The 20,219-nt window shown below is 64.9% G+C and carries 20 protein-coding genes and 1 pseudogene; 12 read left to right on the top strand and 9 right to left on the bottom strand.

The features are described from left to right. Positions 1-9: 9 nt before the first annotated feature. Positions 10-885 (bottom strand): phosphoribulokinase, encoded by an 876-nt coding sequence (locus FMZ75_RS12465; RefSeq protein WP_108915998.1) that lies wholly within the window; start codon positions 883-885, stop codon positions 10-12. Positions 886-1,202: 317 nt separating this feature from the next. Here FMZ75_RS12465 and FMZ75_RS12460 point away from each other — a divergent pair, with 317 nt between their 5' ends. Next, a complete protein-coding gene (locus FMZ75_RS12460) occupies positions 1,203-2,204 on the top strand; it encodes an adenosine kinase (RefSeq protein ID WP_166143157.1) in 1,002 nt (333 codons plus the stop codon). A 150-nt stretch (positions 2,205-2,354) separates the two neighbouring features. Here FMZ75_RS12460 and FMZ75_RS12455 read toward each other — a convergent pair whose 3' ends face one another. The 3 genes from FMZ75_RS12455 to ubiE are packed head-to-tail and all read right to left on the bottom strand — an operon-like array spanning position 2,355 to position 5,635. Next, the gene (locus FMZ75_RS12455; protein WP_166143155.1) at positions 2,355-3,263 is read right to left on the bottom strand and encodes a hypothetical protein; all 909 of its coding nucleotides are present in this window, start codon (positions 3,261-3,263) and stop codon (positions 2,355-2,357) included. A gap of 5 nt (positions 3,264-3,268) precedes the next feature. Continuing rightward, positions 3,269-4,837 (bottom strand): 2-polyprenylphenol 6-hydroxylase, encoded by a 1,569-nt coding sequence (ubiB, locus tag FMZ75_RS12450; RefSeq protein ID WP_166143153.1) that lies wholly within the window; start codon positions 4,835-4,837, stop codon positions 3,269-3,271. 36 nt (positions 4,838-4,873) lie between these two features. Next, a complete protein-coding gene (ubiE, locus tag FMZ75_RS12445; protein WP_024879320.1) occupies positions 4,874-5,635 on the bottom strand; it encodes a bifunctional demethylmenaquinone methyltransferase/2-methoxy-6-polyprenyl-1,4-benzoquinol methylase UbiE in 762 nt (253 codons plus the stop codon). A 477-nt stretch (positions 5,636-6,112) separates the two neighbouring features. Between ubiE and thyX the strand changes: the two genes are divergently transcribed. The 7 genes from thyX (at position 6,113) to FMZ75_RS12410 (ending at position 12,589) form a co-directional block, all read left to right on the top strand. Then, the gene (thyX, locus tag FMZ75_RS12440; RefSeq protein WP_166143151.1) at positions 6,113-6,793 is read left to right on the top strand and encodes an FAD-dependent thymidylate synthase; all 681 of its coding nucleotides are present in this window, start codon (positions 6,113-6,115) and stop codon (positions 6,791-6,793) included. 4 nt (positions 6,794-6,797) lie between these two features. Beyond that, positions 6,798-7,670, top strand: a complete 873-nt coding sequence (mutM, locus tag FMZ75_RS12435; protein ID WP_166143149.1) for a bifunctional DNA-formamidopyrimidine glycosylase/DNA-(apurinic or apyrimidinic site) lyase — start codon at positions 6,798-6,800, stop codon at positions 7,668-7,670. Positions 7,671-7,791: 121 nt separating this feature from the next. Then, on the top strand, positions 7,792-8,667 hold the full coding sequence (locus tag FMZ75_RS12430; protein WP_166143147.1) for an FkbM family methyltransferase: 876 nt from the start codon (positions 7,792-7,794) through the stop codon (positions 8,665-8,667). Between the two features lie 77 nt (positions 8,668-8,744). Next, the gene (locus FMZ75_RS12425) at positions 8,745-9,500 is read left to right on the top strand and encodes an ABC transporter ATP-binding protein (RefSeq protein ID WP_166143145.1); all 756 of its coding nucleotides are present in this window, start codon (positions 8,745-8,747) and stop codon (positions 9,498-9,500) included. Next, positions 9,497-10,324 carry an ABC transporter permease gene (locus tag FMZ75_RS12420; RefSeq protein WP_108915988.1) on the top strand — a complete coding sequence of 276 codons (828 nt, stop codon included), beginning with the start codon at positions 9,497-9,499 and terminating at the stop codon, positions 10,322-10,324. The genes FMZ75_RS12425 and FMZ75_RS12420 overlap by 4 nt, the downstream gene beginning before the upstream one ends. A 145-nt stretch (positions 10,325-10,469) precedes the next feature. Next, the gene (locus tag FMZ75_RS12415) at positions 10,470-11,150 is read left to right on the top strand and encodes a response regulator transcription factor (RefSeq protein ID WP_108916017.1); all 681 of its coding nucleotides are present in this window, start codon (positions 10,470-10,472) and stop codon (positions 11,148-11,150) included. After that, positions 11,147-12,589, top strand: a complete 1,443-nt coding sequence (locus FMZ75_RS12410) for a HAMP domain-containing sensor histidine kinase (protein ID WP_166143143.1) — start codon at positions 11,147-11,149, stop codon at positions 12,587-12,589. Before FMZ75_RS12415 ends, FMZ75_RS12410 begins: the two co-directional genes overlap by 4 nt. Here FMZ75_RS12410 and FMZ75_RS12405 read toward each other — a convergent pair. From FMZ75_RS12405 to FMZ75_RS12395, 3 genes are all read right to left on the bottom strand, one after another. Continuing rightward, positions 12,553-13,392, bottom strand: coding sequence for a tRNA nucleotidyltransferase (locus FMZ75_RS12405; RefSeq protein WP_343219785.1), 840 nt, complete (start codon positions 13,390-13,392; stop codon positions 12,553-12,555). The genes FMZ75_RS12410 and FMZ75_RS12405 overlap by 37 nt on opposite strands. 56 nt (positions 13,393-13,448) lie before the next feature. Beyond that, positions 13,449-15,197: a SulP family inorganic anion transporter gene (locus FMZ75_RS12400; RefSeq protein WP_108915985.1), complete on the bottom strand. Its 1,749-nt coding sequence runs from the start codon at positions 15,195-15,197 to the stop codon at positions 13,449-13,451. A gap of 71 nt (positions 15,198-15,268) precedes the next feature. After that, positions 15,269-15,538, bottom strand: coding sequence for a helix-turn-helix domain-containing protein (locus FMZ75_RS12395; RefSeq protein WP_108915984.1), 270 nt, complete (start codon positions 15,536-15,538; stop codon positions 15,269-15,271). Positions 15,539-15,670: 132 nt separating this feature from the next. Here FMZ75_RS12395 and ung point away from each other — a divergent pair, with 132 nt between their 5' ends. From ung to FMZ75_RS12375, 4 genes and pseudogenes are all read left to right on the top strand, one after another. After that, complete coding sequence (ung, locus tag FMZ75_RS12390) at positions 15,671-16,336, top strand: uracil-DNA glycosylase (RefSeq protein ID WP_108916016.1); 666 nt, start codon at positions 15,671-15,673, stop codon at positions 16,334-16,336. A 227-nt stretch (positions 16,337-16,563) separates the two neighbouring features. Next, positions 16,564-16,791, top strand: a complete 228-nt coding sequence (locus tag FMZ75_RS12385) for a hypothetical protein (protein ID WP_159289089.1) — start codon at positions 16,564-16,566, stop codon at positions 16,789-16,791. A 120-nt stretch (positions 16,792-16,911) separates the two neighbouring features. Then, a pseudogene (locus tag FMZ75_RS12380) lies at positions 16,912-17,232 on the top strand (uracil-DNA glycosylase); the annotation flags it as partial. A 294-nt stretch (positions 17,233-17,526) separates the two neighbouring features. Next, positions 17,527-18,447, top strand: a complete 921-nt coding sequence (locus FMZ75_RS12375) for a phosphatase PAP2 family protein (protein ID WP_166143141.1) — start codon at positions 17,527-17,529, stop codon at positions 18,445-18,447. A gap of 124 nt (positions 18,448-18,571) precedes the next feature. Here the strand turns inward: FMZ75_RS12375 and FMZ75_RS12370 are convergent, their stop codons facing one another. Together FMZ75_RS12370 and FMZ75_RS12365 are read right to left on the bottom strand one after the other, a co-directional pair. After that, complete coding sequence (locus FMZ75_RS12370; protein WP_166143139.1) at positions 18,572-19,294, bottom strand: TonB family protein; 723 nt, start codon at positions 19,292-19,294, stop codon at positions 18,572-18,574. 438 nt (positions 19,295-19,732) lie between these two features. Beyond that, on the bottom strand, positions 19,733-20,209 hold the full coding sequence (locus tag FMZ75_RS12365) for a hypothetical protein (RefSeq protein WP_166143137.1): 477 nt from the start codon (positions 20,207-20,209) through the stop codon (positions 19,733-19,735). Between the last annotated feature and the right edge of the window lie 10 nt (positions 20,210-20,219).

Here is a 20,219-nt window from a genome sequence, read left to right as displayed (position 1 = left end):
TTCGTTTCCTCAGGCTTCGCCACGTTTGCGTTTCATCAGCTCCAAGATCCGCGGCGTGAGTATGAGCTGCATGGCGAGATCGAGCTTATTGCCCGGAATGACGATGGAATTGGCGCGCGACATCCAGCTGCCGGCGATCATCGTCACGAGATAGGGAAAATCGACGCCGCGCGGATCGCGAAAGCGAATGACGACGATCGATTCGTCCGGGCTCGGAATGGAGCGCGCGACGAAGGGATTGGATGTGTCCACCGTCGCGGCGCGCTGGAAGTTGATGTCCGTCTCCGAGAATTGCGGGCAGATGTAATACACATAATCGTGCATCCGACGCAGGATCGTCTCGGTGACGGCCTCGGTGGTGTAGCCGCGCGTGTTGCGGTCGCGATGGAGCTTCTGCGTCCATTCGAGATTGATGACCGGCACGACGCCGATCTTCAGATCGGCGTAGCGCGCGACATTGACGTCCTCCGTCACCACGGCGCCATGCAGGCCTTCGTAGAACAAAAGGTCGGTATTGGCGGGCAGCTCGCGCCAGGGCGTGAAAGTGCCCGGCGGCGAGGCGAGCACGGCGCCCTCGTTCGCGTCATGGACATAATGGCGATATTGCCCGCTTCCGGTCTCGCCATATTCCTTGAACAAGGTCTCGAGCTCGCCGAGCAGATTGGCCTCTGGGCCGAAATGGCTGAAATGCTGATTGCCCTGCGCCTGAGCGTCGGCCATGGCCGCTTTCATCTGATCGCGGTCGAAGCGGTGGAAGGAGTCGCCTTCGACATAGGCGACCTCCACCTTCTCGCGGCGGAAAATCTGCTCGAATGTCTGTTTGACCGAGCTGGTGCCGGCGCCGGACGAGCCGGTGATCGAGATGATCGGATGCTTGATCGACATGACGACGCTCACCGCAGGCCGGAACGGGACGCGCGAGCCGGAAGGCCGCGCTGTAATTCTCCTACAAGAAAAGCCGGGCGTTTGCTCGGCCCGCGCAAAAAAAATCTCGGACGCCGCCGCGCGCCGTCCCGCGTGCCCTGGCGCATTTTATATAATTACGTTGAATCAGTGTATTATGTGAAATTTACGGTTTCCCCCCGTCCCGCCGCCGCCGCCGTCGACCGGGCGCGCGGGGAGGCGGCCGGTTGACCTCCCGGCGGCGTCGATTAGGAAGAGCGCTCCGGCGCTCGCGCCCCCGTTCTGCAGCAGGTGATTTCATGTCCGCCACCTATGACGTCCTCGGCGTCGGAAACGCCATTGTCGACACTCTTTCGCGCGCGGAGGACGATCAGCTGGTCGCCGCCGGCCTGCACAAGGGCGCGATGCAGCTCGTCGACGAAGCCCGCGCCGCCGAAATCTATGCGGCCATGGGGCCGACGACGGTGATGTCCGGCGGTTCCGCCGCCAACACTCTGGTCGGCGTCGCCGGCTTCGGCCTCGCCGCGGCCTTCATCGGCAAGGTGAAGGACGACGACGCCGGGCGCGAGTTCGCCCATGACATTCGCAAGGCCGGCGTCGCCTTCGAGACGCCGGTCGCGGCCGACGGCGCCGCCACCGCACGCTGCCTCATTCTGGTGACGCCAGACGGCCAGCGCACGATGAGCACATTCCTCGGCGCCTGTCAGGCTCTGGGGCCGGAGGATGTCGACGAGGCGCTCGTGCGCTCGTCCAAAATCCTCTATCTCGAAGGCTATCTCTGGGATCCGCCGGCCGCCAAGGAGGCGTTTCTGAAGGCCGCCAAGGCCAGCCGCGCCGCCGGCAATCGCGTCGCGCTCTCGCTGTCCGACGCTTTCTGCGTCGATCGCTATCGTGGCGAGTTCCTGGGGCTGGTGCGCGACGGCCTCGTCGATATTCTTTTCGCCAATGAGAGCGAGCTGCATTCGCTCTATGAGACGGCCGATTTCGCCACCGCGGTGAAGGCGCTCGGCGCCGAGGCCAATCTTCTCGGCGTCGTCACGCGCTCGGAGAAAGGCGTCGTGGTCGTCGAGGGGAAGAAATGCGTCGCCGTTCCGGCCTATCCAGTGACGGAAGTGGTCGACACCACCGGCGCCGGCGATCTCTTCGCCGCGGGCTTCCTGGCGGGCCTCGCGCGCGGCGCGCTCTATGAGGGCGCGGCCTCGCTGGGCGCTCTGGCGGCGGCGGAGGTCATCGCCCATGTCGGCGCGCGGCCGCAGAAGAATCTGCTGCAGCTCGCCCGCGACCACGGCCTGCTGGCCTGACGCGACGCGCGCTTTTACCTCCCCCTAGAGGGGGGAGGTCGAGCGCGAATGCGCTCGGGAGGGGGTGAAACCCCCGAGTCTTCGCCGTTGAACCCCACCCCGGACCGCTTCGCGGTCCGACCCTCCCCCTAGAGGGGAGGGTGGCGTCCTTCAGCGCTTCGCCGCGGCCAATTTGTCGGCGAGCGCTTGCGCCTCCTGCGTCAGCGCGGCGAAGAATTTCTCCGATTTCGCATGTTCGGCGAAGCAGCGGCGGAAGGCGGTCGAGCCCTCCGCCTGCAGATTCGCGTAGTTCTCGAAATCCTTCTCATTGGCGAGGCCGGAGGCGGAATAGGACTCCATCGCCTTCTTGGCCTCGGCTTGATGCTCGGCCCAGATTTTCTCGCAAGCGGGCGCAGACTCGATCTTCGCCTTGGCAGGCGTCGAGGCGATGTAGAGCCGCCCTTCGCGGGCGACGGCGACGATGATCTCGTCGGGCAGCACGCCGCCGGCGTCGTCCTGGCTGCGTAGGTCCAGAATGGCGGCGGCCAACGTCGCCGCCGCGGGCTTGGCGATGGGCAGATCGGCGTATTTCTCGACGCCCGCATCCGGGCTCACCGCCAGAGTGTAGAAAAAGGGCGAAGCCAGCGCCTCGCCGAGCGTTTGCGGCGGCTTTTCGCTTTTCTCCCAATCCTTGCGACGGGCGCGCAAAAAGGCCTCGGCGAGGCCTTGCGTCGAGACGGTGAGCAGCGATTTCTCGTCGTCGCCGGTGAAGGCGAGGCCGTCGAGCTGATCCGCGCCGACGCCCTCGAACAGTGTCTCTATGCTGTATTTGCCGAGCTTCTGAAAACCAGGAACCGAGACGGGGCCGATGATCGCCTCCATCGTCTCGCCGAGGTCTTTCAGCGTCTTCCGCTCCTCCGCCTCGGCCGCTCCGGCGGCTTTGCCGACCGCCTCCAGCTTGCGCAGCTTGGCCGTCGCGCGGTTGCGGAGGGAGAGATAGGCTTCCTCCGGGGTCGCGGCCGTGGCGGCGATGGGCGTGAAGGAGAGCAGGAGCGCGAGCGACGCCGTTTTCGCCATCATCGATCTCACCTCATCCAGTGAATGGCCAGCAGCGCCACCAGTACGACGGCCAGCATGAACCAGCGATCCGACCGCCGCCGCGCCCGCGCCAGACCTTCGAGCGAATCTTCCGAGAGGCGCAGGCCCTTCGAGCCTGCGGAGGCCAGCGTTTCGACGGCGGCCTCAACGTCATTGAGAATCTTGGGCAGGCGCGTCGTGAATTTGGCGACCTCGATCGCGGCGCGGCCGGCGTCCTCGAGCTTTGCCTTGGGGCCGAGATTATCCTCGATCCAGCTGCGCACGACCGGATCGGACGTCCGCCAAATATTCAGCGTCGGATCGAGCGAGCGGGCGACGCCCTCGGCCACCACCATGGTCTTTTGCAGCAGCACCAGCTCGGTGCGGGTGCGCATGTCGAACAGCGCCGTCACCTCGAAGAGCAGAGTGAGCAGCCGCGCCATGGAAATGTCCTGCGCATTCGCCGTATGCAGCGGCTCGCCGATGGCGCGCAGCGCCTGCGAGAATTCCTCGACCGAATGGATCGGCGGCACATAGCCGGCCTCGAAATGCACCTCGGCGACGCGCTTGTAATCGCGGGTGATGAAGCCGAACAAAATCTCGGCCAGAAAGCGCCGCTCCTTGAAGCCGAGCCTTCCCATAATGCCGAAGTCGATGGCGACGAGCCGACCCTTGCGATCGACGAAGAGATTGCCCTGATGCATGTCGGCGTGGAAGAAGCCGTCTCGCATCGCCGTGCGCAGGAAGGACTGCAGCACTTTCCGCCCGAGGTCCTTGAGATCATGGCTCATGGCGGCGACGCGGGCGATGTCCGACAGCGGCGCGCCGTCGATCCATTCCAGCGTCAGCACCTCGCGCGTCGTGCGATCCCAATCGACGCCGGGGGCGCGAATATCGGGATCATCCGTCACATTGTCGCGAAATTCCGAGGCCGCCGCCGCCTCCAGGCGGAAATCTGTCTCGAGCTTCACCGAGCGGGCCAGCGTGTCGACGACCTGGATCATCCGCAGGCGCCGCGCCTCCGCCGAGAAACGCTCGGCGGCCCGGGCGAGAATATACATGTCGGCGAAGTCGCGGCGGAACTGACGTTCCACATCCGGCCGCAGCACCTTCACCGCGACCTTGCGCTCACCCTCGGCATAGGCGACGCGGGCCGGATGCACCTGGGCGATGGAGGCCGCCGCCACCGGCTCTCCGAAGGAGAGGAAAATCTCGTCGATCGGCTTGCCGAAAGCTTTTTCGATGATCTCGACCGCGGCCTTGCGGCCGAAAGGCTCCATGCGGTCCTGCAGCGCGGTCAGCGCGTCGGCGATCTCGCCGCCGACCACATCCGGCCGCGTGGCCAGAAACTGGCCGAGCTTCACATAGGAGGGGCCGATCTGCGCGAAGGCGCGCACCAGCGCCTGCGGCGCGCCGCCGGCGCTGCTGCCGGACTTGGCGAGGAGATTGCCAAAGCGCAGCAGAAATTGCGCCGGGACGGGCAGGATCGCCGGGTCGACGCTCTTGAACACGCCTTCGCGCGCCAGAATGAAGCCGGCGCGCGCCAGTCGGAAGAGATGCCCGAAGCCGATGAGCACGAAGAGCCGCCGTTCGCGTTTAGTTTTAAGGAAAGATCAGAGCTTCCAACCGGAGTGGATCGCCACCACGCCGCCCGTCAGCCGCTCGAAGCCCGTGCGGCGGAAGCCGGCCCGCCGGATCATCCGCTCGAACTCGTCCGCGCGGGGGAAGCGCTGTATGGACTCGACGAGATAGCGATAGGGCTCGCCGTCGCCGGCGACGAGCTTGCCGATCGCCGGGATCACATTGAAGGAATAGGCCTCGTAGATCTTGTCGAGGCCCGGAATCGCGACCTGCGAGAATTCCAGGCACAGGAAGCGCCCGCCCGGCTTCAGCACGCGATGCGCCTCGGCCAGCGCGACCTCGATCCGCGGCACGTTGCGAATGCCGAAGGCGATCGTATAGGCGTCGAAATGCGCGTCCGGGAAGGGCAGGGATTCGGCGTTGGCCTGGACGAATTCCAGCTTGTCGGAGAGGCCGCGCTCCTGCGCGCGGTCGCGGCCGACGTCCAGCATGTCGCCGTTGATGTCGAGCACGACGATCTCCGCCTCCGGCCCGGCGGCCTTGGCGATGCGGAAGGCGATGTCGCCCGTGCCGCCGGCGACGTCCAGATGGCGGAAGGGGCCGCGGCGGGCGGGCCGCACCTTGGCGGCGAAGACATCCTTCCACAGCCTGTGCATGCCGCCGGACATCAGATCGTTCATAATGTCGTAGCGGCGCGCCACCTTGTGGAAAACATCGTCCACGAGGCCTTGTTTTTCGTCCAATCCGACTTCGGAGAAACCGAAATGGGTCGAGGTCTCGCGCTCAGAGGTCATAATCTCTCGGGTCCGGTGGCGTTCCGGGCGATATAACGCGCCTTTGCGCCTATGGCTATGGCTGGGGGCGAAAACCACCCTCTCCTAGGGGAGGACTATCACATTCACACATCTCATAAGGTTCCAAGGTCGTCCTGGCCGGGCTTGTCCCGGCCATCCACGCCCAGCGGCGGCGATATCTTTGGCAGCGCCCGCCATCTGCAAATTTCGGCTTCTCGTGTCGGGCGCCTTCGCCGCGGGACCCCGTCAGAATGCGGCCGGAGCGTCGACGCTGCGCCAAATGAGCCAGTAGACACAATGTCTTGGCGTGGATGGCCGGGGCGAGCCCGGCCAGGACGTCGTGGGTGAATTCGAAGATATGTGAATCTGCAAGCCCTGCGAGGGGCGCGCTGCCCAAAACATGTTATCGATGGGCGAGGCTCGGCTCCTTCCGCCATGGAACGCGGGGGCGAGCAGGGGAGGGCGGAACGGCGTCGTATGTCAAATCAGATCAAAGTCCTGGACCATGGTTTCGTCCGCCTCGTCGATCATATGGGCTCGGACCTCTCCATCGTGCGCGCGGCCCGCGTCTCCTATGACGCCGCCTGGCGCGCCGGCGAGAATGAGGGCTCGGATAAGAAGCTCATCGATTACCTCTGGAAGAACCGCCATACGACGCCCTTCGAGGCGGTGGAGTTCCAATTCGAGGTGATGGCGCCGATCTTCGTGCTGCGCCAATGGCACCGCCACCGCACCTGGACCTATAATGAGCTGTCCGGCCGCTACCGCGAATTGCCGGAGACCTATTACCTCCCCGATCCGGAAAACATCGGCGAGCAGGCGACGACGAATAAGCAGGGCCGGCAGCCCGGCGGCGATCTCGAGGCGCGCCGCGCCGAGGTGGAGAAGCTGCGCGCCGGCTTCGAGGCCGCCTTCGCCACATATCGCGAGCTGCTGGCCGCGGGCTGGCCGCGTGAACTCGCCCGCACGGTTCTGCCAGTGTCCACCTACAGCCACATGTTCGCAAAGGTCAATTTACTGAATTTATTCAAGTTTCTGTCGCTCCGGGCCGATCCGCACGCGCAATATGAGATTCGCGTCTACGCCGAGGCGATGGAGACGCTCATCGAGCCCATTGTCCCGGTCGCGGTCGCGGCCTGGAAAGCGGGGCGGTTCTGAGCCCATGCCCGAGCTGCCCGAGGTCGAGACGGTCCGCCGCGGGCTCGAGCCCGTCTTCACCGGCTCGGGCCTCGCGCAGGTGGAGCTGCGCCGTGCCGATCTGCGCTTTCCCTTTCCGCAGGGCTTTGCCGCGCGGCTTGCGGGACGGCGCGTCGAGGCGCTGAAGCGGCGGGCGAAATATCTCCTCGGCGAGCTGGACAGCGGTGAGACGCTCATCATGCATCTCGGCATGAGCGGCTCATTCCGCATCGACGCCGACGACCCCGAGGGCGCCTATCACCGCGCCGTCACCACAAAGCCGGCGCATGACCATGTCGTGTTCCATTTCACGAGCGGCGCCAGCGTCACCTATAATGACCCGCGCCGTTTCGGCTTCATGCTGCTGGTCCCGCCCGGCGAGATGGCGACGCATCCGCTGTTCGATGGTCTCGGCGTCGAGCCGCTGGGGCCGGAGCTGACGCCGCAGCGTCTCGCCGAGGAGCTGCGCGGCCGCAAGGCGCCGCTGAAAGCCGCTCTGCTCGATCAGCGCATCATCGCCGGCCTCGGCAATATCTATGTTTGCGAGGCGATGCACCGCTCGCATCTCTCGCCATTGCGGGCCGCCGGAACGCTGGTCGACGCCAAGGGAAAGCCGAAACGCGGCCTCGTCGATCTCGTCGAGGCGATAAGACAAGTGCTCGGCGAGGCGATAGAGGCGGGCGGCTCCAGCCTGCGCGACCATCGCCAGACCGATGGCTCGCTCGGCTATTTCCAGCACTCTTTCCGCGTCTATGACCGCGAGGACGCGCCTTGTCCGACGCCCGGCTGCCGCGGCCATGTCTCGCGTGTGATCCAGAGCGGGCGCTCGAGCTTCTTCTGCCGCGACTGCCAGAAATGAGCGCGCGCCAGTCCCGCACAAGCGGCGGCGCTCAAAGCTCGATCATCTTAGCGGATGATTCTGAGCGCTCCGTCCTCGCTGACCGACGCGCCGGCCATCGGGCGCAGCGGAGGAGAGTTTCATGGAAAATGCGGACGCGCTCCCTCCCTTCATCGAGCTCGCCGGGGCGAGCGTCCCGCACAGAATCGTCGACATAGGCGCGCGCCATATCAGCGGCGAGCCGGTCTATGCGCCTCTGCTACGCGGCGGCGAGGCGACCATCGTCGGCTTCGAGCCCGACGAGGCCGCAGTCGAAGAGCTGAACGCGCGCAAAAATCCGGGCGATGTCTATCTGCCTTACGCCGTCGGCGATGGCGGACGCCACACGCTGCACATATGCGCCGCGCGCGACATGACCTCGCTGCTGAAACCCAATCCGGCGGCGATGGAGATGTTCCACGGCTTTCCTGTGTGGTCGGAAGTCGTTGCGACGCAAGAGATCGACACTGTGCGGCTCGACGATGTGGCCGAGACAGAGGGCGCGACCTTTCTGGAATTGGACGTGCAGGGCGCGGAGCTGATGATCCTGCAAAACGCCGTCGAAAGACTGCGGCGCGCCTATGTTCTGCATATCGAGGTCGAGTTCCTGCCGCTCTATGAAGGCCAGCCGCTATTCTCGGAAATAGAGCTGTTTCTGCGTACGCAGGGCTATGTGCTGCATCGCTTCACGCCGATGATGAGCCGCGTGCTCAAGCCTTTGATGCTCGGCAATAATGTCTTCGCCGGCATGAGCCAGATCGTCTGGAGCGACGCGATTTTCGTGCGCGACTTCATGCACCTCGATCGTCTCGCCGATGACGAATTGATCGGCGTCGCGCAGATCGCGCATGATTGCTACCGCTCGGCCGATCTCGCTCTGCGCCTGCTCACCGAGCATGATCGCAGAAGCGGCCGCAATCTGGCGCGCGCTTATATGTTCGGCCTGCGCCATCGTGCGCCGCGTGAGGCTGCGGAGTAGGGCGCCGGTTGATCTCGCCGCCCGGACTTTGCGATAAGGGCGCCGCGAAGCTCGTCGCAACCTTTCCGGGACCCGCAATGTCGCCCGACACTTCCCCCATCCTCCGCGTCGCCGGCGTCTCCAAAACCTACGCCGAGACCGTGGCCGTGAAGCCGCTCAGCTTCGCGCTTCCCGCCGGCTCGGTGACGGGGCTGCTCGGCGGCAATGGCGCCGGCAAGACCACCACGATCGGCATGGTCATGGGCCTCATCGAGCCGACGACGGGAACAATCGAAATCTTCGGCCGTGATTTTTTGAAAGATCGCTATCACGCGCTCGGCCGCATGAATTTCGAGAGCCCTTACGTGGACATGCCGCATCGTCTCACCGTGCGGCAGAATCTCACCGTCTTCGGCCGGCTCTATGGCGTTCGCGGCGTCGCCGACAAGATCGAGGAGCTGGCCGCCGATCTCGCCTTGAAAGAATTTCTCGATCGTCCGAGCGGGCGCCTCTCCGCTGGGCAGAAGACGCGCGTCGCGCTCGCCAAGGCGCTCATCAACGAGCCGGAGCTCTTGCTGCTCGACGAGCCCACCGCCTCGCTCGATCCCGACACCGCCGATTGGGTGCGCGGGCATCTCGAGGAGTATCGCCGGCGCCGCAATTGCGCGATCCTGCTCGCCTCGCACAATATGGCGGAGGTGGAGCGGCTCTGCGATCGCGTGATGATGCTGAAGGAGGGAAGCCTCGTCGACGACGGCTCGCCCGCCGAGCTTTTGGCGCGCTATGGCCGCGCCAATCTCGAGGATGTGTTTCTCGACGTCGCGCGCGGGCGCGGCAATGGAGCCGCCGCATGAGCGCGTCTTTGGAATTCTCGCTCGCGCGCGTCGGCGCGATGACCTTGCGCTATTCCTATCTGCTGCGCTCGTCGATGCCGCGCATGTTGGAGATGATGTATTGGCCGACGGTGCAAATGCTCACCTGGGGCTTTCTGCAGACCTATCTGCTGCGCGCGCCGGGCGGTCTCGCGGGCGCCGATAAGACGACGATCGCCGCCGGCTCGCTGATCGGCGCGGTGCTGCTGTGGGATATTTTGCTGCGCGGCCAGCAGGGATTTTCTTTCTCTTTTCTCGAGGAGATGTGGTCCCGCAATATCGCCAATCTCTTCATGAGCCCGCTGCGGCCGGCGGAATTCGTCGTCTCCATGATGGCGATGAGCCTCATTCGCCTCCTGGTCGGCATGGTTCCGGTGACGATCCTGGCCATTTGGTTCTTCGGCTTCAATCTCTGGGCGCTCGGCTTTGCTTTCGCCGCCTTTTTCGCCATTCTGATCTTCTTCGCCTGGAGCGTCGGCCTGTTCGTGTCGGGGTTGCTGCTGCGCTATGGATTGGGCGCGGAAAGTCTCGTCTGGTCGCTGATGTTCGTCATTCAGCCGCTCGGCTGCGTCTATTATCCGGTCGCCGTTCTGCCTTCCTGGCTGCAGCCGATCTGCTGGGCGCTGCCGCCGACTTATGTGTTCGAGGGGCTGCGCGGCGTTCTCGTCGACCATGCGCTTCGCCTCGATCTGATGATTTATGGATTGGCGCTGGACGCCGCGCTATTCGCCGTCGCCTCTTTCGCCTTTGTGCGCCTGCTCGCCGCAGCGCGCCGGGCCGGGACTTTATTACAGACCGGCGAGTGAGCGCGCGCGAGCGACGCGCGCATTTTCTGTTGCGGCCGGCCGGCCGGCGCTCGATAATGGCGCGACAGTCAGTCGAGTGGCGCGCTTTCGGCGTCTCGCGCCTTACGATCTTCGCCTGTCGAAGCTCGATGGGGACTGTCGTTCGATGCGAATTCTGATCGTCGAAGATCAACCCGATATTTCGACATTGATCGCCGATCGCGTCCGGCGCGCCGGCTATTTTCCAGATTGCGTCCGGGCTTTGGCGGATGTGCCGGGGGCGCTCGGCGCCCGCGACTATGCGGTGATGCTGCTCGATCGGCGTCTGCCCGATGGCGACGGCCTCTCGATCGTCGCCGCGGCGAAGCGTATTCGGCCGGGAATCCGCATTCTGGCGGTGACGGCGGCCCGCTCGATCGAGGACCGGGTCGACGGACTCGACGCGGGCGTCGACGATTATCTGACCAAGCCCTTTTCTCCCGAGGAGTTGCTGGCGCGCATTCGCGCGAGCCTTCGGCGCCCCGGCGGCGAAGCGGCGCCGCCGGTCGTCGTCGGCCGGCTCGCTTTCGATCTCAATTCGGAGAGCGCCTCCATCGGCGGGCATCCGCTCGTCGTGCCGAAACGGGAGCTGGTGCTGCTGGGGGCGCTGATGCGTCGCGCGGGACGGGCGGTCACTTTCTCGACGCTGCTCGAAGAGCTCTATGGGGCGGACGATCCCTCACACATAGGCGCGCTGAAGATGGTCGCCATGCGACTGCGGCAGCGTTTGAAGGATCAGCAGGCCGACGTCGAAATTCACGCGCCGCGCGGCATCGGCTATCTCATCCGCGAAGCGCATGGGCCATGAGGCTGCGGTCGCTTTCGTCGCGATTGATCGTCTATGCGATCTTCGGCTCGATTCTCGGCTATCTCACTCTGCCGCCGGTCGTCGTCGGCGGCGTTCTGGTCTCGGGGTTTCCGGGCGGGCTCGGGTCTCTCGACGATCTGATGCGTCCTCGCGTGGGCGCGATCATGCTCGCGGCGCTGCGCAAGGGCGCAGACGGCGAAAGATCGATCGCGATGACCGATGAATTGCGGCAATTCATGTCCGCAAATCCGGATTTTCGTTTTGCCGCTTTCGATCCGCGCACGGGCAAGGCGCTCGCGGGATCGGCGCCGGAATTGACGGAGGCCTTCGAAGGCGTCGGTCGGCTGAAGCTGTTCCGCTCGCCTATCGAGATCGCTGTCGGCGGCTCCTTGCGCCATGGCGAATCCGCGGTTTTCGATTCGCCGATCGGCGAGGTCGTCATCGCGACTTATGGCGCGAAATTCCAGTGGCGCGACTTTTTTCTGCCGCCCTACCGAATGACCTCGCTCTATGGGGCGCTGATCTTTCTTCCGCATTGGGCGGCGATGTGTCTCATCGCGCTATTCGTCGTCGATCGCGGGCTCGCGCCATTGCGCGCCGCCGCGACGAAAGTCGCGAAAATCGACGTGAATTCGTTGAAGGAGCGCATCGCGCCCGAGGAGGCGCCGTCGGAAGTGCTGCCTTTCGTCGAAGCGGTGAACAAGGCGTTCGAGCGGGTGCGCGAGGGCGTCGAGCGTCAGCGGCGTTTCTCCGCCAATTCGGCGCATGAGCTGCGCACGCCGATCACGATTTTGCGCGCGCGCGTCGGCAAAATGGAGGAGGGCCCGCTCAAATCGGAAATGGAGCGGGATGTGCTGCGCGTGCAGACGATCGTCGAGCAGATGCTGCTGCTCGCGCAGATCGAGGAACGCGGGCGTATCGCGCCGCAGAAGATCGATCTCTACGATGTCGCGCTGACGGTCGCCGCGGATTATGTGCCGATCGCGATCGGCAATAATCGCGAGATTCAGTTCGAGGCGCCGTCGCGTCAAGTCGCGGCGCTCGCATCGCGATGGAGCGTCGACAGCATCGTCACCAATCTCATCGCCAATGCGGTGCGCGCGGAGCCCGAAGGCGGCGTCGTCATCGTTCGCGTGCTGCCCGAATGCGCGATCGAGGTCGTCGATCATGGCGTCGGCGTCGCCGAAGCCGACCGCTCCCGCATTTTCGAGCCCTTCTGGCGAAAGGACGAGGCGACGTCGGGCACGGGGCTCGGATTGGCGATCGTCCGTGAGCTGGTCGATCTGCTCGGGGGCGAAATTCGCGTCGAGGAGACGCCGGGCGGCGGCGCGACCTTCGAGGTGCGGCTCCCCGCCGCGGGCGTCGAGCCGGGCGAGGCGACGGAGGCCGTGGCGCTCGACGTTCAGCCGTTCGACCAGCGCTGCGAGCGCAGCGCCTGAGCGATCGCCTCGGCGCGCGCCTCGGGCGTCGCCGGCTCGATCGGCAGACAGGCGTCGCGCGCCGTCTCCAGCAGCACGGCCTTTGGATAGGCCTCGCCGGAGCGCCCGGAATGGGCGGTGAAATCGCAGCTGCACACTTCCATCAGCAGAGCGAAGCTCTCCGGCGCGTCGAAGGCGCCGAGCCGCTCCAGCATTTGCGCCACCGGGCCGGCGCGCACTTCCGAGGCGCGATGCACGCGCTCGCATTCGCTGAGCGCCGTCAGCGCCAGCGGGACGCAATCCTCTGGAACGCCGAAGCGCTCGGCGATCGAATTTATGCGCGGGCCGCCGCGGTCTATGTGCTTGTAATGATGCGGGAGATGCTCGCGTGGCGAATCCCCTTTGCCGACATTCATCACCAGCAGGGCGAAGCGCACGGGAAGCGGCGCCTCTCTGCGTCCGGCCTCGTCCAGCGAACGCAGCAAATGGGCGCCGAGATCGACCTCGTTCTGGCCGTCCGACAATTGCGGCACGCCGAAAAGGGCGTCGACCTCGGGCAGAACGATCTGCAGCGCGCCGCAGATGCGCAGCACGCGGAACGCCTTGCCGGGCGCCGGCCCGCCGAGCGAGAGCAGCAGCTCCGGCCAGATATCGGCCGGGTCGAGGCCGGCGAGGCAGCCGCTTTCGACCTGCTCGGCCATGAGATCGAGCGTCTCTTCGCCGGGATCGTCATCGGTCTCGGCGAGCAGCGCCGCCATGCGGAGAAGGCCGAGGCCGGGGTCTGTCTGGCCGAATTCGGGCAGGAAGAAAGGTTCTGAGGGCATGAGGCTTCGCGGGTGAGTGGTCGGCTGACGGCCAAGCAAACACCTTGCCGCGCGCCTCACGCACGGCCGGGAAGGGCGGCCCCGCTCAGACGCGGGGCGCGATTTTCGGGCGGCTGCGGCGCCGTGGCGCGGCGGCGCGCATCGGCGACCGTGCCGGCGTAGAGCGTCTCCGGCTCATGCAGCCCGGCCGAGAGCAGCGCCCGCCGCACGGCGGGCCGCGCCCCGGCGACGCAAACCACGGTTCCCGCCTTTCGCAGCCGCGCGACAAAGCTCTCCAGCGCCCGCGCCGCCGTGCTGTCGATCAGCGGAGCCTCGCTGAAATCGAAGATGAAGACATGCGGATAGCGGCCGATCTCGTCCAGAGCCGCGCTCACCGTCGCCGAGGCGCCGAAGAAGATCGCGCCGCTGATCTTATAGACCATCACCTCGGCGTCGGAGGCGGCAGCGGAATCATAGGCGGGGCGATGGCCGCCGTAATCATCCGCCCGGTCTTCGTCGAGGAAGGCCTCGCCGGTCTGCACCTCGACGCTCTCGGCGAGGCGATGCAGGAAGAGGAAGGCGCCGAGCGTCACGCCAACGCCTATGCCCACGGTCAAATCCTCGAAAATGGTGAGCAGGAAGGTCGAGACCAGCACCAGAGCGTCGCCGCGCGAGGCGCGGAACAGAGCGACGAATTCCTTCTTCTCGGCCATGTTCCAGGAGACGACGGCGAGCACGGCGCCGAGCGAGGCGAGCGGGATGTAAGCCGCCAGCGGCGCCGCGACCAGCATGAAGCCGAGCAGGAACAGCGCATGAAGCATTCCCGAGACCGGTCCCTTGGCGCCCGAGCGCACATTGGTCGCGGTGCGGGCGATGGTTCCCGTCACCGGAATGCCGCCGAAGAGCGGCGCGACGACATTGGCGACGCCCTGCGCGGCGAGCTCGCAATTGGAGCGATGGCGTCGGCCGCTCATGCCGTCGGCGACGACGGCGGAGAGCAGCGACTCCATGGCGCCGAGCACGGCGATGGTCAGCGCGTCCGGCAGCAGCGCGCGCAGCCGCGCGAGATCGAAATGCGGGACCGCCGGCGCCGGCAGCGTGCTCGGCACGCCGCCGAAGCGCGAGCCGATCGTCTCTATGTCGAGATGCAGCGCCGCCGTCGCCGCCGCGCAGACCGTCACGGCGATCAGCATTCCGGGCCAGCTCGGCCGCCAGCGCCGCAGCCCGAGGATGATCGCCAGCGCCAGCGCCGAGACGCCGATCGTCGCCGGCTTCAGCGTGCCGCGCGCTTCCCAGAGCGCCGTGAGCTTGGGGCCGAGCGCGGCCGGCTCATTGGCGATGGAGAGGCCGAAAATCTCCTTGAGCTGGCTGGCGAAGATGATGACCGCTATGCCGGCGGTGAAGCCGACCGTCACCGGAAAGGGGATGTATTTTATGTAAGTGCCCCAGCGCAGCAGGCCGATGGCGAAGAGAATGACGCCCGCCATCATTGTGGCGAGCGCGAGCCCGTCATAGCCCTGGCGCTGCACGATGGCGAAGACGAGAACGATGAAGGCGCCCGCCGGCCCGCCGATCTGGAAGCGGCTGCCGCCGAGCATGGAGACCAGAAAGCCGCCGATGATCGCTGTATAGAGTCCGCGGTCCGGGCTCAGCCCCGAGGCGATGGCGAAGGCCATGGAGAGCGGAAGCGCGACGATGGCGACAGTGAGGCCGGCGATGGCGTCGGCGCGCAGATCCGCGAGGCCATAACCCTCGCGCAAAATGGTGACGAGCTTGGGCGTGAACAGCTCGATGAAGCTCGGCTGGCGAAAACGTCGATCTCTCAACACTGGCTCCTTTGGTCGAGGAGCGGCGGGATCGTCGGCGCGAAGTCGGCGGTCGTCGTCGCGATTTATCCTCAAGTCGTCGGATTGGGCGGACCGGGGCGACGCATCCTCACGCCGCGTCCGCCGCTTTCGCTGCGGGCGTTCTCGCCGAGCAGCTCGACGCCGGCCTCGTTCAGCGCCTCGACGACCTTTGTGAGCGTCTCGATCACGCCGCGGACATTGCCGTCGCTCGCCTCCATGCGCTGAATCGTCGGCAGGGAGACGCCGGAAAGCTCGGCCAGCTTCTTTTGATCTATGCCGAGCAGCGCCCTCGCGGCGCGCAATTGAGCGGCGGTGATCATCTCATATGCTCACGCTTATTATATTAGCAGGCATGTTTTATCTCGCCAAGATGATGTTTGAAACATCATTCTCGCGCTTTTGCGACACGGCCGGGTTCTCGCCCGGCGCCGACGCATGTTAGCTTGGCGGATATGAACAAACCCGTGCAGATAGACGAGAGCTGGAAGCTGCGCCTTTCGGCGGAATTCGAGCAGCCCTATTTCGATGCTCTGCGCCAATTCGTGCGCGGGGAATATGCGCGTGGGGCGGTCTATCCGCCGGCCAAGCAGATTTTCCGCGCCTTCGACGAATGCCCTTTCGACGCCGTGGAAGTGGTGATCCTCGGCCAGGATCCCTATCACGGCCGCGGCCAGGCCAATGGCCTGTGCTTCGCCGTCGGCCGCGACATTCCGCCGCCGCCTTCGCTGCAGAACATCTTCAAGGAGATCGAGAGCGACCTCGGCCGGCCCGCCTCGCGCGATCCCGATCTCTCGCGCTGGGCGCGGCAGGGCGTGCTGCTGCTCAACGCCACGCTCACCGTGCGCGACAGTGCCGCCGGCTCGCATCAGGGCAAGGGCTGGGAGCGCTTCACCGACGCCGCCGTGCAGGCGCTCTCGCGCGAGCGCGAGGGAATTGTCTTCCTGCTCTGGGGCAATTACGCGCGGCAGAAGGGCGCGGGCGTCGATCGCTCGCGGCATCTCGTGCTCGAGAGCGCGCATCCCTCGCCGCTGTCGGCGCGCGGCTTCTTCGGCTGCAGGCATTTTTCCAAGGCTAACGGCTATCTGGTCGCGCAGGGGCGGACGCCAATCGACTGGTGAGGCGACGCCAACGTCGGTGAAGCGAGCGCTTCTCCTGTATTGTCGGCAAGAGCCGAACGGGTTCTCAGGTCTATTAGGGGAATGAAATCATGAAGTGTTTTTCACATTCGGATGTCGACGCGGTCGGCGTCTGCAAATCATGCGGAAAAGGCGTGTGTCACTCGTGCGCGCGGGTCGAGAGCAATGGCTTGGTATGCTCGGACGCTTGCGCGCAATCGTGGATGGATATGTTCACTCTCCAAGAAAACACGCGCCAGATTCAGAAAAGATTCCAGAAGAGCGGCGCCTCGATGAAGACACCGATCGCGACAGGAGCGATTGGCGGCATCCTGGCGGCGATGGGGCTGGCCTTCATCGTTACAGGAGACGCCAAGGGCCAGCCGCTCGTCATCATGGGCTCGGGGCTTCTGGCCATCAGTGTCGTGCTCGCCGTGCTACGCCGTTCTTTGCGGTAGAGGCAGACTGTCGGTCGCATGCGATGTCGCGTTCGCGCGCATTGCCGGGCCGCAGCATGGCGATTTCAATTACATCGTTTGCCGGCTGTCTCGCGCGGCGCGATCCGGGACCCCTCGCGCTGGGCGCAACAGGGCCTGCTGCTGCTCAACGCCACGCTCACCGTGCGCGACAGCGCCGCCGGCTCGCATCAGGGCAAGGGCTGGGAGCGCTTCACCGACGCCGCCGTGCAGGCGCTCTCGCGCGAGCGCGAGGGAATTGTCTTCGTGCTCTGGGGCAATTACGCGCGGCAGAAGGGCGCGGGCGTCGATCGCTCGCGGCATCTCGTGCTCGAGAGCGCGCATCCCTCGCCGCTGTCGGCGCGCGGCTTCTTCGGCTGCAGGCATTTTTCCAAGGCCAACGCCTATCTCGAATCGAAAGGACGCGCGCCGATAGACTGGTGAGACGGCTATATTACTGGAAGACAATATAAAATTAGTCGTTTACCGAAATGTAACCGCGGTTTCGTAATCAGGTATTCATTGGAAAGCCGGCGCGAGTCGGCAATTTCCGGGGCGTTTTCGTCGAGTCCGGCGGCGCGTCTCCAAATCATTTCGAGACGAGAGTTGTGCATGTATTCGACGTTAATTTGCAATTCGCTCCATGTTTCCTGCCGATTTTGCGACCTTTGCCTCGATCATCTACGATTGCGTTTCGTCGCCGTCCCATTTGCTGCCGTGCGTCTCGGCCTCGCATTGATGGCGAGCGCCTGTGTCGGCGCAAAAGCGACGGGGCTGACGCTGCCGTCCGTCCCGGACCTCAGTCTTTTCCTCGGCGCGATCGTCGCGCTCGACGTCTATTGTCGCTTCGCCTCGCCGAGCTTGGTCTCGCGCGCCGCGCCGATTTTCGTCTATTCAATGATCTATCTGGTGGCGACGTCGCTCGCGGGCGCCTTTGCGAGCTATGCGACGCAGCGTCTCGCCATGCCGCTGCAGGACGAGCTGTTTCTCTCGCTCGATCGATGGCTCGGCGTCGATTGGCTGGCCTTCGTCCATTATATCGACGATCGTCCCGTGTTGGCGGAATGGCTGCGGAAAGCCTATGCGAGCATGGCCATTCAGATCATCGCGCCGGCGCTTCTGCTGGCCGCGCTCGAGCGCATCGACGAATTGCGCGTCTATCTTCTCTCCTACGCGATCGCACTCACGGCGACGATCGTCATCGCCGCTGTGCTTCCGGCCTCGAGCGCGGTCACTCTCGTCGACAATTCGATGTTTCACGAGCTTCGGTTCGCCGGCCGCACGCCGCTGGATCATCTGGCGCGCTTGCGCGAGGCCGGTCCATTGGATTTCACGAACAGCGGGATCGGCGGCCTTGTGAGCTTTCCTTCCTTTCATGCCGTGGTCGGCGCGCTGACGCCTCTCAGCCTGCGCTCCGTGCGCCCGGTCTTCTATGTCTTGTGCCTCGTCGACGCCGGTCTGATGGTGGGCACGGTGACGGACGGCGGGCATTATGTCGTGGACCCTATCGGCGGAATCGCGGTCGCCTATCTGTCCTATCGGATGGCGCAGAGCATCGAGAGCCGGCGGCGCCGACCCTCGCCAATCGTCGAAGCGCATGGCGCCCGCGCCGCGCATCTGTCGCCGCCCTCCGCGGGGCGGGCGTCCGCCGTCGCCTGAGCGGCGCGACAGCATCCTCCGCTCCGAGCGCTTTCAGCCGACGTGGACGCCGATCGGACATTGGGCACGCGTCGAAGCGAGAGCTTCGAATCTCTCTGCGCCTTCTATGAGATACGGAAAGATTTCAGGGGCCGAAGACGACATCGAGCGCGAAAGTCATCGGCCGCGGCGGCGGAGCGAAGGGCGCGCTCGCGCGAACTCTCTGTAGAGCGGCCGCGTCGAGCTGCGGCTGACCGCTGCTCGACGCCACTTTCACGCTGTCGGCGCGTATTTCGCCGCTCTCCAGAATGAAGAAGGACACTTTCGTCACGCCGCGCCAGGCGGTAGGTCGTCCGGCCTCTGGATAGATGAGCTTCCCTTTTATCTTCTTGCTCACCAGGACGGCATAGGCGCGATCCAGCGTCTCTTTCGACACCTGACGATGTGCGGTCGTGCTGGCGACCTGCTGGCGTTCGGCGCCATCCACCTGCGTCGAGCCGGCGGGCGCCGACTTTGCGGGCGATCGCGCCTGCGCGGCGACCGACTTCGCCGTGATCGGCGCGCCATCTTCTTCTATCGGCTTTTGCTCCGTCGGCGGAGTCGGCTGCGCCTGCGTGGCGTTCTGCGCCCTCTGCTGCGTATCGCCCGCCCTGTCCCGCTGAATTTTTTCGTCGGCCTGGTCGTCCGAGAGGAGGTCGCTCACCTCGAAGATGAGCGTGCTATCGTCTTCCGCTGGCTGGAGACGAGAAAGGAAATAGGGCAGCGTCAGCGCCGCGTGCAGGGCGAGCGACGCCGCGAGGCCATGATAAATCGTGAAGCGGCTCGCGCCCCCGCCATTGCTCGTCGTCATCGTCAATTGCATGGTCATCGTGCGTCTCTCAATTCTCGCCGGCTCTGATCTGCGCGCGGAGGCCGCAGCGTCGGCGAGCGCGCCGACGTCGATCCGAGAGGCGGACGAGGCCGAAATCGAACGTCGTCGACAGCCGCTTCATCTGCATTTCTCCAAACTCTCCCGCACGCGAAGGCAATTTATCCGATTTACAGGAATAAGCCGACGCTCTCCCATTATACAGCAAGAAGCGCGCCTTCTTTCGTCGACGAGCTTCACGATGATGGGGCTCCGCATTTTTCGACTGTAGAATCTTTCTGCGTTTCGTTGAAACATAGAAAGATTATCAGCTCCTGTTTCGATGCGTTTCCAACGCCGGACCGGCGTCTGCTTCGGCTGAAAGCGCTCCGAGCGGCCGCCGATGGCGATGGCGTTTATTGCTTTCGCTTTATCGCACGGCGCCACGCGACGCAAAAATCAGCCGAACGCCTGTTCTTTCGGCATGGACGAAAAGTCGAATCGTAATATAAACAAGACATATTTTCGTGTCGAAGCCGATCGACGCCGTCGGTAAGCCGTCCGATGATCGCTTTCGCGAAGACCGTTCGCCTTCTCGCGAGCGTCGGGGCCGCCGAGTGGCGCCAAATATGCTTGGCTTCGTCGAGGAGCGACGAACGTCGTCGTACGGATCGAAAGCCGACATTTTTGTGGGCTTTGCGTCAGCGACAATTGCAACAGGCCGTTCTGCTCGATCTTTCGAGAGCGCTCCCTCATCACGGCTCTCGTCAGGACGATGCGCGCGCTGTCGATGCGAATCCCGTCTCCTGATCCCCCGATCGAGGGGCTCGGCGTTTCCTCCCCCTCTCTGCGCGCGTGCGAGAAGGAAAGCGCCGGACGCCGCGCGAATCGATCAGCCGGAATCCATACGTCTACCCCTGAAAAATCGACCGTCACGGCCTCGAAT

Source organism: Methylosinus sp. RM1, assembly GCF_011378635.1.
Classification (GTDB): Bacteria; Pseudomonadota; Alphaproteobacteria; order Rhizobiales; family Beijerinckiaceae; genus Methylosinus; species Methylosinus sporium.
This window is presented reverse-complemented; position numbering and strand designations above follow the sequence as displayed.

Excerpts from the sequence above, each read along its gene's own strand:
- FMZ75_RS12370 (WP_166143139.1), bottom strand. The coding sequence starts at position 19,294 with ATGACCATGCAATTGACGATGACGACGAGCAATGGCGGGGGCGCGAGC.
- FMZ75_RS12415 (WP_108916017.1), top strand. The coding sequence starts at position 10,470 with ATGCGAATTCTGATCGTCGAAGATCAACCCGATATTTCGACATTGATC.
- FMZ75_RS12465 (WP_108915998.1), bottom strand. The coding sequence starts at position 885 with ATGTCGATCAAGCATCCGATCATCTCGATCACCGGCTCGTCCGGCGCC.
- ubiE (WP_024879320.1), bottom strand. The coding sequence starts at position 5,635 with ATGACCTCTGAGCGCGAGACCTCGACCCATTTCGGTTTCTCCGAAGTC.
- FMZ75_RS12430 (WP_166143147.1), top strand. The coding sequence starts at position 7,792 with ATGGAAAATGCGGACGCGCTCCCTCCCTTCATCGAGCTCGCCGGGGCG.
- FMZ75_RS12405 (WP_343219785.1), bottom strand. The coding sequence starts at position 13,392 with ATGCCCTCAGAACCTTTCTTCCTGCCCGAATTCGGCCAGACAGACCCC.
- FMZ75_RS12395 (WP_108915984.1), bottom strand. The coding sequence starts at position 15,538 with ATGATCACCGCCGCTCAATTGCGCGCCGCGAGGGCGCTGCTCGGCATA.
- FMZ75_RS12375 (WP_166143141.1), top strand. The coding sequence starts at position 17,527 with ATGGCGAGCGCCTGTGTCGGCGCAAAAGCGACGGGGCTGACGCTGCCG.
- FMZ75_RS12385 (WP_159289089.1), top strand. The coding sequence starts at position 16,564 with ATGTTCACTCTCCAAGAAAACACGCGCCAGATTCAGAAAAGATTCCAG.
- FMZ75_RS12455 (WP_166143155.1), bottom strand. The coding sequence starts at position 3,263 with ATGATGGCGAAAACGGCGTCGCTCGCGCTCCTGCTCTCCTTCACGCCC.
- ung (WP_108916016.1), top strand. The coding sequence starts at position 15,671 with ATGAACAAACCCGTGCAGATAGACGAGAGCTGGAAGCTGCGCCTTTCG.
- thyX (WP_166143151.1), top strand. The coding sequence starts at position 6,113 with ATGTCAAATCAGATCAAAGTCCTGGACCATGGTTTCGTCCGCCTCGTC.
- FMZ75_RS12425 (WP_166143145.1), top strand. The coding sequence starts at position 8,745 with ATGTCGCCCGACACTTCCCCCATCCTCCGCGTCGCCGGCGTCTCCAAA.
- mutM (WP_166143149.1), top strand. The coding sequence starts at position 6,798 with ATGCCCGAGCTGCCCGAGGTCGAGACGGTCCGCCGCGGGCTCGAGCCC.
- FMZ75_RS12460 (WP_166143157.1), top strand. The coding sequence starts at position 1,203 with ATGTCCGCCACCTATGACGTCCTCGGCGTCGGAAACGCCATTGTCGAC.
- FMZ75_RS12420 (WP_108915988.1), top strand. The coding sequence starts at position 9,497 with ATGAGCGCGTCTTTGGAATTCTCGCTCGCGCGCGTCGGCGCGATGACC.
- FMZ75_RS12410 (WP_166143143.1), top strand. The coding sequence starts at position 11,147 with ATGAGGCTGCGGTCGCTTTCGTCGCGATTGATCGTCTATGCGATCTTC.